Source organism: Glutamicibacter sp. NPDC087661, from assembly GCF_044743275.1.
Classification (GTDB): Bacteria; Actinomycetota; Actinomycetes; order Actinomycetales; family Micrococcaceae; genus Glutamicibacter.
In genome coordinates, this window is record NZ_JBIUWE010000001.1 from 303519 (window position 1) to 316634 (window position 13116).

6 protein-coding genes are annotated in these 13116 nt (G+C 59.9%); all 6 read left to right on the forward strand.

All coding sequences use genetic code 11. The features are described from left to right. Positions 1–7: 7 nt before the first annotated feature. Entirely contained in the window at positions 8–3898 is a 3891-nt protein-coding gene (locus tag ACIOTN_RS01460; protein ID WP_105657668.1) for a DNA-directed RNA polymerase subunit beta', read from the forward strand. Positions 3899–4490: 592 nt separating this feature from the next. Then, on the forward strand, positions 4491–4865 hold the full coding sequence (gene rpsL, locus ACIOTN_RS01465; protein WP_013349694.1) for a 30S ribosomal protein S12: 375 nt from the start codon (positions 4491–4493) through the stop codon (positions 4863–4865). Next, on the forward strand, positions 4865–5335 hold the full coding sequence (gene rpsG, locus ACIOTN_RS01470) for a 30S ribosomal protein S7 (protein WP_096256908.1): 471 nt from the start codon (positions 4865–4867) through the stop codon (positions 5333–5335). Before rpsL ends, rpsG begins: the two co-directional genes overlap by 1 nt. Positions 5336–5404: 69 nt before the next feature. Continuing rightward, entirely contained in the window at positions 5405–7519 is a 2115-nt protein-coding gene (gene fusA, locus ACIOTN_RS01475; RefSeq protein WP_105657667.1) for an elongation factor G, read from the forward strand. 242 nt (positions 7520–7761) lie between these two features. Continuing rightward, on the forward strand, positions 7762–8952 hold the full coding sequence (tuf, locus tag ACIOTN_RS01480) for an elongation factor Tu (protein ID WP_105657666.1): 1191 nt from the start codon (positions 7762–7764) through the stop codon (positions 8950–8952). A 154-nt stretch (positions 8953–9106) separates the two neighbouring features. Beyond that, on the forward strand, positions 9107–12853 hold the full coding sequence (locus tag ACIOTN_RS01485; protein ID WP_402734717.1) for a hypothetical protein: 3747 nt from the start codon (positions 9107–9109) through the stop codon (positions 12851–12853). The last annotated feature ends 263 nt before the right edge of the window (positions 12854–13116 follow it).

Here is a 13116-nt window from a genome sequence, read left to right on the forward strand (position 1 = left end):
GGACCATATGTCCAGCGATTCCTCATTCGGCCTCATGCGAATCAACCTTGCCACCGCGGATGAAATCCGTGGATGGAGCTACGGCGAGGTCAAGAAGCCGGAAACCATTAACTACCGCACCCTGAAGCCGGAGAAGGACGGTCTTTTCTGCGAAAAGATCTTCGGCCCTTCCCGCGACTGGGAATGCTACTGCGGCAAGTACAAGCGCGTGCGCTTCAAGGGCATCATCTGCGAGCGTTGCGGCGTCGAGGTGACCCGCGCGAACGTACGCCGTGAGCGCATGGGCCACATCGAGCTGGCAGCTCCTGTGACCCACATCTGGTACTTCAAGGGCGTTCCATCGCGCTTGGGCTACCTGCTCGATCTGGCTCCGAAGGACCTCGAAAAGGTCATCTACTTCGCTGCCTACATGATCACCGGTGTCGACGAAGCACGCCGCCACGCCGAAATGCCTAACCTGCAGGCCCAGCACGACCTGGAACTGCGCAACCTTGCGAACAACTCGGAAGCTGACAAGAAGGCTGTTGCAGCCGACCTGGAAGCCGAGCTGGAGCGCATGGAAGCTGACGGCGCCAAGAATGCCGAGCTGAACAAGGCCCGCACCTTGGCCGAGAAGACTGTTCTGCAGATCGACAAGCGCGCCAAGGCCGAAGCCGAGCGCCTGCGTGCGGTCTGGGAGCGCTTCAAGAACCTGAAGGTCGCCGACCTCGAAGGCGACGAAGGCCTGTACCGCACCATGCGTGAGAAGTACGGACTGTTCTTCGAAGGCTCCATGGGTGCGGAAGCTATCCAGAAGCGCCTTGAGAACTTCGATCTGGCGGCTGAAGCTGAAGAGCTGAAGACCATCATCGAAAACGGCAAGGGCCAGAAGAAGGCTCGTGCGCTCAAGCGCCTGAAGGTCGTCAACGCGTTCCTTGTCAACGGCAACTCGCCTAAGGGCATGGTCCTTGACGCCGTTCCGGTGATCCCGCCAGAACTGCGCCCGATGGTCCAGCTCGACGGTGGCCGTTTCGCTACCTCGGATCTGAACGACCTGTACCGCCGCGTGATCAACCGCAACAACCGCCTCAAGCGCCTGCTCGATCTCGGTGCGCCAGAGATCATCGTGAACAACGAAAAGCGCATGATGCAGGAAGCTGTTGACTCGCTGTTCGATAACGGCCGTCGTGGCCGTCCGGTGACCGGTCCAGGCAACCGCCCGCTGAAGTCCCTGAGCGACATGCTCAAGGGCAAGCAGGGTCGTTTCCGCCAGAACCTGCTGGGCAAGCGCGTTGACTACTCGGGCCGTTCGGTCATCGTTGTCGGCCCGCAGCTGAAGCTGCACCAGTGCGGTCTGCCAAAGCAGATGGCCCTGGAGCTGTTCAAGCCTTTCGTGATGAAGCGCCTGGTTGACCTCAACCACGCACAGAACATCAAGTCGGCTAAGCGCATGGTCGAGCGTTACCGCCCGCAGGTTTGGGATGTTCTCGAAGAGATCATCACCGAGCACCCGGTACTGCTCAACCGTGCACCTACCCTGCACCGCTTGGGTATCCAGGCCTTCGAACCACAGCTGATCGAAGGCAAGGCCCTGCAGCTGCACCCATTGGTTTGCGGCGCGTTCAACGCTGACTTCGACGGTGACCAGATGGCAGTTCACCTGCCGCTGAGCCCTGAAGCACAGGCTGAAGCCCGTATCTTGATGCTGTCCTCGCACAACATCTTGAAGCCTTCCGATGGCCGCCCAGTGGCACAGCCTTCGCAGGATATGATCATCGGATTGCACCACTTGACCACCAAGCGTGCAACCGAAAAGGGCGCCGGCCGCGTGTTCGCTACCGTATCCGAGGCCATCATGGCCAAGGATCTGGGCGAACTGCACCTGAACGCACCGATCAAGGTCCGCGTGGAGAACTTCGTTCCTTCCGCAGACCAGCCAGCCCCTGAGGGCTGGGAGCCAGGTACCCCGGCATTGCTGGATACCTCGCTTGGCCAGGTGCTGTTCAACGACACCCTGCCTGCGGACTACCCATGGGTAGCCACCGTAGCGGGCAAGGATGCGCTCTCGGAGATCGTCAACGATCTGGCAGAGCGCTACCCGAAGATCATTGCCGCAGCTACCCTGGATAACCTGAAGGACGCCGGTTTCTACTGGTCGACCCGCTCGGGTGTCACCGTGGCGATCTCGGACATTACCTCGAACATGGATAAGGCAGCCATCTTGGCTCCTTACGAGGTAAAGGCCGCCAAGGTCCAGGCTTCCTACGACAAGGGCCTGATTGCAGATACCGAGCGCCGCCAGGACCTGATCGACATCTGGACCAAGGCTACCGACGAGGTTGCCGAGGCAATGAAGAACGGCATGGAAGAGCTGAACACCATTAACCGAATGGTGACTTCCAAGGCTCGTGGTAACTACCTGCAATTGCGTCAGATCGCGGGTATCCGTGGTCTGGTGTCCAACCCTAAGGGTGAAATTATTCCTCGCCCGATCAAGTCTTCCTACCGTGAAGGCCTGTCGGTTCTGGAGTACTTCATCGCGACCCACGGTGCCCGTAAGGGCCTGGCGGATACCGCGCTGAAGACCGCTAACTCGGGTTACCTGACCCGTCGTCTGGTGGACGTTTCGCAGGATGTTATCGTTCGCGAAGAGGACTGCGGCACCAAGCGCGGCTTGACCGTTGCCATTGCAGATAACTCTGCCGGCATCCGCGTCAAGCACGAGACCGTGGAGAACTCGGCATACACCCGTACGCTGGCTACCGACGTCAAGAACGCTGAAGGCACCGTGCTGGCTACCGCCGGTTCGGATGTCGGCGACGTGCTGATCGACGAGCTGTACGCTGCAGGCGTGGATGAAATCCGCGTTCGCTCCGTGCTGACCTGCGACTCGGCTGTTGGAACCTGTGCTCTGTGCTACGGCCGTTCGCTGGCCAGCGGCAAGACCGTGGACATCGGCGAGGCTGTTGGCATTATCGCCGCGCAGTCCATCGGCGAGCCTGGTACCCAGCTGACCATGCGTACCTTCCACACCGGTGGTGTAGCGTCGGCTGACGATATCACCCAGGGTCTGCCTCGTATCCAGGAACTGTTCGAAGCCCGTACCCCTAAGGGTGTGGCTCCGATGTCCGAGGTTGCCGGTCGCGTGTCGATCGAAGACGACGAGAAGCAGCTGCGTGTTGTAGTTACTCCAGACAACGGCGACGAGAAGCAGGCCTACCCGGTTCTGCGCCGTGCTCGCCTGTTGGTTGAAGAGGGCGAAAGCATCGTTGCCGGCACCCAGCTCACCAGCGGTACCTTGGATCCGAAGCAGGTTCTTCGAGTCCTCGGCCCACGTGAGGCACAGAAGTTCCTGGTCCGCGAGGTCCAGGATGTGTACCAGTCCCAGGGTGTAGGCATCCACGATAAGCACGTGGAAGTCATCGTCCGCCAGATGCTGCGCCGCGTCACCGTCATCGAGTCCGGCGAGACCGACTTGCTGCCAGGCGAGTTGGCCGATCGTTCGCGCTTCACCGCTGCGAACCGCAAGGCCGTTTCGGAAGGCCAGCGTCCAGCTGCCGGCCGTGACGAGCTGATGGGCATCACCAAGGCATCGCTGGCCACCGATTCGTGGCTGTCGGCTGCTTCCTTCCAGGAAACCACTCGCGTCCTGACCCAGGCTGCGATGGAAGGCAAGGAAGATCCACTGCGCGGTCTGAAGGAAAACGTGATCATCGGTAAGCTGATCCCGGCCGGTACCGGTCTGGATCGCTACACCCAGGTCAACGTCGAGCCAACCGATGAAGCAAAGGCAACTTTGTTCACCGGCACCTCGGCCTTCTCTTCGGGCCTGTACGACGATGCGCTGGAAGGCGGGCTGTCGCCTGAATTCCGTGCCATCTCGATGGACGACTACGACCACGGCTCGGACTTCCGCTAAACCGGGAGCACTGTCACCGTAAGGTAGTTTGACCCAATGCCTGCCCGCACACTGTGCGGGCAGGCATTGGGCGTTTAACCGCCACAGTTCCCAGTGGTCTGCGTTCCGGGGCCTGCGCGCAACACGGGGTGAAAATAGTAGTCGATGAATCCACTGGGAGATTTAGGAACTAGTATTCGCCTTGATGCGGATCCGCTGGCAAGCCGGCAGCGGACATCCGCGGATTCAGGTGGTTTTCATCTGGCGGTCCCGTGGCGTTCAGCTGGGGTCGATATGGTGGTCACTACCCAAACCGTCTCGATGGCGGCGGGGGCCAAGAGTGGCCTGGTCGGTGAGATAGCTTACTGTACATGGTGGCTCGGTGGATTAATGCTAGACTGAGATCAATTGTTTTATGTGTGGCAAAATGGACTCCGTCCGGGTTGCGGGTAGGTTGCGCAACGAATGCCACACTTTCGCACGCCTAGGGACTTTTGATTCTGAGTGCGCGGTAAAGCAAGCAGCTAGCTACATTGCGAAGCGCTAAAACTTTTCTAGGCTTAGGCGTTTTCGTCGTGTTGCCGAAGAACTTAGACAATGGAAGGACACGAAAGTGCCTACTATTCAGCAGCTGGTCCGCAAGGGCCGCTCGCCTAAGGTCGTCAAGACCAAGGCCCCTGCCCTTAAGGGCAACCCAATGCGCCGTGGCGTGTGCACCCGTGTGTACACCACCACCCCGAAGAAGCCAAACTCGGCTCTGCGTAAGGTCGCACGTGTGCGCCTTGCCGGTGGCGTCGAAGTGACCGCTTACATTCCAGGTGTCGGACACAATCTGCAGGAACACTCCATCGTGCTCGTTCGCGGTGGTCGTGTAAAGGACCTTCCAGGTGTTCGCTACAAGATTGTTCGTGGTGCTCTGGATACCCAGGGTGTGAAGGATCGTAAGCAGGCTCGTTCCCGCTACGGTGCAAAGAAGGATGGTAAGTAATGCCTCGTAAGGGTCCGGCGCCAAAGCGCCCACTAGTTTCTGATCCAGTCTTCGAATCCCCATTGGTCACCCAGCTGATCAACAAGGTTCTCGTAGACGGCAAGAAGTCCACTGCAGAGCGCATTGTTTACGGTGCACTCGAAGGTGCCGCAGCAAAGTCCGGCGCCGACGCTGTTTCGACCCTCAAGAAGGCTATGGACAACATCCGTCCAGCCCTCGAGGTTCGTTCCCGCCGCGTCGGTGGCGCTACCTACCAGGTTCCTGTTGAGGTCAAGCCAGGCCGTGCAACCGCACTGGCTCTGCGCTGGCTGGTTGGCTACTCGAAGGCTCGCCGCGAGAAGACCATGATCGAGCGTTTGATGAACGAGATCCTGGACGCATCGAACGGTCTGGGTGCCGCTGTGAAGCGTCGCGAAGACACTCACAAGATGGCCGAGTCCAACAAGGCCTTCGCACACTACCGCTGGTAAGAACCGCTCGGAAAAGCTGGGCATCAACCGATGCCCAGCAATTCCGGCCTCACCTTATAGGGAGACAACGTGGCACAGGACGTGCTTACTGACCTTAACAAGGTCCGCAATATCGGCATCATGGCTCACATCGATGCCGGTAAGACCACTACTACTGAGCGCATCCTTTTCTACACGGGTGTGAACCACAAGCTCGGTGAAACCCACGACGGTGCTTCGACCACCGACTGGATGGAACAGGAAAAAGAGCGCGGTATCACCATTACCTCCGCTGCTGTTACCTGCTTCTGGAACAAGAACCAGATCAACATCATCGACACCCCGGGCCACGTTGACTTCACCGTTGAGGTGGAGCGCTCGCTGCGCGTGCTCGATGGCGCCGTTGCCGTCTTCGATGGCAAGGAAGGCGTTGAGCCTCAGTCCGAGACCGTTTGGCGCCAGGCTGACAAGTACGACGTTCCACGTATCTGCTTCGTCAACAAGATGGACAAGCTGGGCGCTGACTTCTACTTCACCGTAGATACCATCATCCAGCGCCTTGGTGCCAAGCCGCTGGTTATGCAGCTGCCAATCGGCTCCGAGTCCGAGTTCACCGGTGTCGTTGACCTGCTGTCCATGAAGGCATTCGTTTGGGAAGGCGACTCCAAGGGTGACGTCACCATGGGCGCTGCTTACGAAACCCGCGAAATCCCTGCCGACTTGGTTGAGCGTGCTGAAGAGTACCGCGCCAAGCTGGTTGAAGATGTCGCTGAGGCATCCGAAGAGCTCATGGAGAAGTACCTCGAAGGTGAAGAAATCTCCGTTGAGGAACTCAAGGCTGGCATCCGCAAGCTGACCGTGAACTCGGAAGCTTACCCAGTATTCTGTGGTTCGGCCTTCAAGAACCGCGGCGTTCAGCCAATGCTGGATGCAGTCATCGACTTCCTGCCGAACCCACTGGACGTTGGCGCCACCATCGGTCACGATCCGAAGGACGAAGAAGTTGAGCTGACCCGCGAGCCTTCGGAGGACGCACCGTTCTCGGCACTTGCGTTCAAGATCGCCGCTCACCCGTTCTTCGGCCAGTTGAACTTCATCCGCGTTTACTCCGGCAAGGCAGAGTCCGGCGCACAGCTGCTGAACTCCACCAAGGGCAAGAAGGAACGCGTAGGCAAGCTCTTCCAGATGCACTCCAACAAGGAGAATCCGGTAGACGAGATCCACGCAGGTCACATCTACGCTGTGATCGGCCTGAAGGCCACCACCACCGGTGACACCCTATGTGATCCAGCCCACCCAATCGTTCTCGAATCGATGAGCTTCCCGGATCCCGTGATCTCTGTGGCCATCGAACCAAAGACCAAGGGTGACCAGGAAAAGCTGTCGACCGCTATCCAGAAGCTGTCGGCGGAAGATCCAACCTTCACCGTGTCCCTGAACGAAGACACCGGCCAGACCGTCATTGGCGGTATGGGCGAGCTTCACCTGGACATTCTGGTTGACCGCATGAAGCGCGAATTCCGTGTGGAAGCAAACGTTGGCAAGCCACAGGTTGCATACCGCGAAACCATCAAGAAGGCTGTGGAGAAGGTTGACTTCACCCACAAGAAGCAGACCGGTGGTTCGGGTCAGTTCGCAAAGGTCCAGGTCTCGTTCGAGCCTCTAGAAGTTGTTGACGGCGTCACCTACGAGTTCAAGAACGCCGTGACCGGTGGTCGTGTTCCTCGTGAGTACATCCCATCCGTTGACGCTGGTATCCAGGACGCAATGCAGTACGGTATCCTCGCAGGCTACCCACTGGTCGGTGTCAAGGCTACCCTCATCGATGGTGCTTACCACGATGTTGACTCCTCGGAAATGGCCTTCAAGATCGCTGGTTCGCAGGTATTCAAGGAAGGCGCACGCCGCGCTAACCCTGTTTTGCTTGAACCGCTGATGGCTGTTGAAGTCCGTACCCCGGAAGAGTACATGGGCGACGTTATCGGCGACCTGAACTCCCGTCGTGGTTCGATCAGCGAGATGTCCGACGCTGCTGGCGTCAAGGTCATCCGCGCTGGTGTGCCACTGTCGGAAATGTTCGGTTACATTGGTGACCTGCGTTCGAAGACCCAGGGTCGCGCAGTTTACTCGATGACCTTCGACAGCTACTCTGAGGTCCCGAAGGCAGTTGCCGACGAGATCATCCAGAAGTCCCGCGGCGAGTAATCGTCTCGGTATAAAAACCTGGCCGTGACCCCCTTAGCGGGGAAGTGGCCGATCGCGGGCCGGTTCTGTTGAAAAACGGAGCCGGCACCGCAAACGGCCAACGAGGGATTTGCATCACAATGCAGGCCCCGCAGAGGACCGGAATTTCCTAAATTATCCAAGCCCCCAGTAGACTATTTCTAGTTCGTTTGCGAACCGCGCAGACGAAGAATGTCTTCTGTAAATGTTTCTAGGAGGAACTTGTGGCAAAGGCAAAGTTCGAGCGCAACAAGCCGCACGTCAACATTGGTACCATCGGTCACGTTGACCACGGTAAGACCACTCTGACCGCGGCAATCTCCAAGGTTCTGGCTGACAAGTACCCAGACCTGAACGAACAGCGCGACTTCGCTAACATCGACTCGGCACCGGAAGAGCGCCAGCGCGGTATTACCATCAACATCTCGCACATCGAGTACCAGACCGAGAAGCGCCACTACGCACACGTAGACGCTCCAGGTCACGCTGACTATGTCAAGAACATGATCACCGGTGCTGCTCAGATGGACGGCGCAATCCTCGTTGTTGCCGCTACCGATGGCCCGATGGCTCAGACCCGCGAGCACGTTCTGCTGGCCCGCCAGGTTGGTGTTCCAACCCTGATGGTTGCACTGAACAAGTCGGACATGGTTGATGACGAAGAGCTGCTCGAGCTCGTGGAGATGGAAGTTCGCGAACTTCTGTCCTCGCAGGGCTTCGATGGCGATGACGCTCCAGTGATCCGCGTTTCGGGCCTGAAGGCTCTGGAAGGCGACGCAAAGTGGGTTGCAGCTATCGAGGAACTGATGGATGCAGCTGACAGCTTCATTCCAGACCCAGTTCGCGACCGCGACAAGCCATTCCTGATGCCAATTGAAGACGTCTTCACCATCACCGGCCGCGGTACCGTTGTTACCGGTCGCGCCGAGCGTGGCACCCTGGCTATCAACTCGGAAGTTGAGATTGTTGGCATCCGCCCAATCCAGAAGACTACCGTTACCGGTATCGAGATGTTCCACAAGCAGCTCGACGAAGCATGGGCTGGCGAGAACTGTGGTCTGCTGCTTCGCGGTCTGAAGCGCGACGATGTTGAGCGTGGCCAGGTTATCGTAGCCCCAGGCTCGATCACCCCACACACCAACTTCGAAGCTAACGTCTACATCCTGTCGAAGGACGAAGGCGGACGTCACAACCCGTTCTACTCGAACTACCGTCCGCAGTTCTACTTCCGCACCACCGACGTAACCGGCGTTATCACCCTCCCAGAGGGCACCGAAATGGTTATGCCTGGCGACAACACCGAAATGTCGGTTGAGCTGATCCAGCCAATCGCCATGGAAGAGGGCCTCGGCTTCGCAATTCGCGAAGGCGGCCGCACCGTTGGTTCGGGCAAGGTAACCACCATCACCAAGTAGTCTCTACTTGATGAGGTAGTTCCCTAGTGAACTGAAAAGAATCCCCCAGCACTTTTGTGCTGGGGGATTTTTTTCGTTAAATACGAGCCCCAGCTAGTGAATATATCTAGAAGGTGGTCTAATTGGAGGGCGCGACAATTCGCTAAGTGGGGGAGTGGCATCAATGATGGGCTGGATCATCGTTTCTATCATCTTGGTCCTATTGGCCTTCGGCCTCGGCCGGCGCCAGGGGAGTCGGGATAAATCACAAAGCCAGCAGCAGCTTGATGCGCTGGGCGAAGCGTGGCAGCAAGGCTACGACGAGGCAGTGAAGTACCTGGGGCAACCCGGGCCGCCGGGTGCCTCGGCACCGGCTGCTGCCCAAGCGCCGGGGGTCCCCGCACAGCCGCTCGAAGCGCAGCCTGCAAGCCGCAAAGATGCAGCGCCGGCCGCATCGATGGCACCTTCCAGCCAGCCATACCTCCAGCCAGCGGCGGCCGGTGCTGCCCGCGCGTACCGCGCGCCGCTCCCCACGGCCACCCTCCAGCCTGCTGCACCGGTTAAGCCAATCAAGGTGCTCACCAAACGCGAGCGCGAACTGCGCAACATCAACATCACGCTGTACGTCGCGGCCCTGATGATCGTTGCCGCCGGCGCACTCTTCCTGAGCTTCGCGCTTCCGCCACTGTCAAAGCTCATCGCCTTATTCCTGCTGTCTGCCGCTTTCTACGGCGGAGGCCTGGTCACCTTCGCAGTGAAACCGTCCTTGCGTCCGGCAGGAGCCGCCTTTGCCGGCACCGGGCTGGCTTTGTTGCCGCTGTGCGCCATCGCTACCTACAGCACGGTGAACATATCCGGCCCGGCGACCTGGCTGGTTTTCTCAGCCATCGGCACATTAGCCGTGGGCTACGCAACACTGACGTTCAAGTCCCGTGTTCTGGCGTGGGTTGCCGTGCTGATTCTGGTCAGCACCGCCATGGCCGGCGCGGCCGCGATGCAGCGTGGCGTCCTGTACTACATGCTGATCCTGCTGGTGCTCTCTATTGCGCTGATGCTCTTGGCGGTACGCAGCGAAAGGATCCGCCACTCAATCTTCTTCCGGGCCCTGCACGGCACCGCGCAGCTGCTGCCTGCGTTTGTCTTTGCGTTGTCGGTGATCCTCTTGGAGATGCTCGCCAGCCGGGATTTGTTCTGGATCTTCGCGTTGCTCACCGCCCAGTTGCTGCTCAGTGTCAGGCTGTTGCCCAACCTGCGGCTGCTGCGCACCTACGCTGCCCGCGCTGCTTTCATGGCGATGCTCGTGGCCGGCTGCAACTACCTCGGTTTCTCCGCAACGAGCAGCTGGCTGGTGCTCGCCTTCGCCTTCGGGCTCCAAGCCGTAGCGGTATTGCTCTGCTCCACCGGCTACCAGCAGAGGCTGGGATTGGCGCGCAGGCACCTGCAAAGTGAACGTGCGGTGCTGTGGTGCTTAGCGGTGGCTTCGGTGATCGGCGCGTTTCTCTACGCGCAGGGCTTCGAGACCTTCGTGCTCAGCTACATCGCGGTTCCGATCTTCATGGCGCTGGGCATTCCCGGCTTGCTGCGCAGCGCCAAGCTGGAAGTTGGAGTCATCGCGGTTCTTCCCCTGGTGGCGCTGGTAGATATGCAGAACCACAGTTGGCGCCCGCTGGTGGTATTCGCCCTGGCCCTGCTCGGGCTTTCGCTGGCTCAGCGCAACGCCCGGAACCTGCGCAGGGAAATGACGCTCCATGCGCGCTGGGTCGTTACCCTGGTTGGCGCAGGCGTGCTTGGTGCTGCGCTTGATGAGCTCACGGCTGGGGACTATGGAAATCCTGACGGCTCATCCCCGTTGATTGCGGTGCTCTTCGTGCTGTTCATCTTGTGGGCGGCGAATCTGGCGAGCCGGGCCGTGCTGGATTCCGGCATGGCGCAGGGGCACCGGCTGGGACGGGTGGGCGCTTCGGCTTTGCTTGGCGTGGTGCTGCTCTTCAGCCTGCGCCTGCTGACAACCGCTGGCGACTATTCCTACGCCAGCGAAAGCACCGTGGTGTTCCTGGGTATCGGCGGCCTGGCGTGGTTCATCACTGGCCTTGTGCTCGCAGTTGGCCTGGTCATTGCCTCGGGTTGGCGGCTTCGCGATGTTCCTGCACAGCGCCCCGAGCTGGAACAGCCGATCAATGTCATTGCGGCCTGCCTGCTGATCGGGCTTTATGCGCTCAGCTTCGGCAAGGAGATCTGGCCGCTGGCAATCCTCATCGGGGCGGCAACCTTGGGCTATTTCATCTGGAGCTTGCGCCGCAGCACCAATGCGCGGTGGAAGATCCTCTATGCAGCGTTGGCCCAAGTGCTCTTCAGTTCCATGGTGTGGTGGATTGCCTACAGCATGGAATTCGACATCCACGGCCGGTTCTGCCTGCTGCTGGTTTCGATAGCCGTCCCGCAGCTGCTCCGCTTGCTGGCTAGCATCCGCGACGGCAAAGCACTGCGCCGGGAATTGCGCTGGATGGCAGTGGGACTGCTGGCTGGCATTCCAGTGGCGACGCTGGCCTACGGGCAGTTCGCGGGCGGCATGGATCGGGGAACGATCCTCTTGGCCTGCTTATTCTTCGGGCTGCACGGGCTGGCCGCGTTCAAGGCCGAGACCAGCTTGACGGTGGCCAAGCGACAGCTCTATCTATTTGCCCCGATCCTGGCACTGATCCTGCTGATCAGCATTCCGGCACTGGCCATGGAAGATGCGACCGGATGGGTCCGCTCTACGTGGTGGAGTTCCCAGGTTGCTTGCGCCATGCTGCTGGCCCTGAGCCTGGCGGCACTCGTGCTTGAATGGCGGTTGCGCGCCAACAAGTCGTACTCGATAGCCCTGGGCCTGGCCATCTTCCTTCCGGCGGCGTGGGCCGACGCGTGGCAGGCGGGGTCGTGGTGGGCAGTGGGTGCGCACCTGCTGCTGGCCCTCGGCTTCATCCTGCTGGTGCACACGCGAAAGAGCGCCTGGTACGCGGCCGGAGCCGCCATCATGCTGTGCGTCGCTATCCTGCGTGCAGTCTTCGAGGTGCGGCAAGCCGGTGGGGCAGTGGTGCTAGCACCGATGGATGCCGCATGGGCGCTAGTTGGCGCGGGCCTCGCGCTGTACCTGCTGGCAATCTTCCACGGGCGAATGAAGGACCCAATTCCCGGCTATCCGGAATTCGGCTACCTCCATGCCGATCCGCCCGGCAGCGCCTCGCGCTTGTACTTCGCGGCAATGCTCCTGGCCCTGTTGCTGGCCGGTGGCATCGCCCATCTGGATGGCGGTGCGATTTGGCAGGTGGCCGGCGGAGCGCTGCTGGTCTTCGGCGTTACGGTGCTGGTGCGGCTCTTTGAACTTCCGCGGCGGCTGGTGCCCTACGCGGTGGACGGCTTCATCCTCGTGGGAGCGCTGCTGGCGCTGGGCAGCTATGCCCAGATCCTTGGCACACCGCGGGCCAGCAACCTGGCGGCCTACGCCTGCATTGTTGCAGTAGTGCTGGTCGCGTGGCGCAATATCAGGGCCAACGCGCGATTGGAGAGGACATACCTGCTGGCCGCCTCGGTGGCCGGCAGCCTGGCCTTGCTCGCCGCACTGGTCCAATCCAATGGTGTTGCGCAGGCGATCGGCCTGGTCTTCTTCGGTGGATTGGTGGCCTGGGGCTTGAAGCTGGGGGAGCGGCTGTTCATTTGGTGGGGTGCGGCGGCTATCACCTTGTCCGCCTTGTGGTTCCTGCGCGATTTGGCATTCCTCTGGCTGGTGGTCATTGGCTTGGGGCTGATTGCGGCCGCGGTCTTCAAGCTGGTGAAGGTCGACAAGCAGAATTCGCTGCCGGTGAGGCCGCAAAACCCTGTTGATCCACCGATCCCCGCGGGGCAGGAGCCGTCCGGGCAGGACGGGCCGCGCCAGGTGTGAGGTCAAGATCACGGGCGCGGATAGGCATAAAAGATTTGCGCGATCGTTGCCGACCTGTCAGACTAGATAAGTTGCTTCAATGCAACCCGGTCCCCATTTATGGGGTAACCGGTCTGGTTTGAACGACCGGGATCGACTCTCACGCAGGATAATGCCTGGGGTTCGGGATCGATACGACTGCTTCAAACTATAAGGCCCTTCGATAAAGTGAAAACTTTGTGGGAGTGTTGTGACTGAAAATTTCACGACACGCCCGAGCGCGG

What these genes read in the sequence shown, in the direction of transcription:
- ACIOTN_RS01460 (WP_105657668.1), top strand. Translation starts at nt 8, where the DNA reads ATGTCCAGCGATTCCTCATTCGGCCTCATGCGAATCAACCTTGCCACC.
- rpsG (WP_096256908.1), top strand. Translation starts at nt 4,865, where the DNA reads ATGCCTCGTAAGGGTCCGGCGCCAAAGCGCCCACTAGTTTCTGATCCA.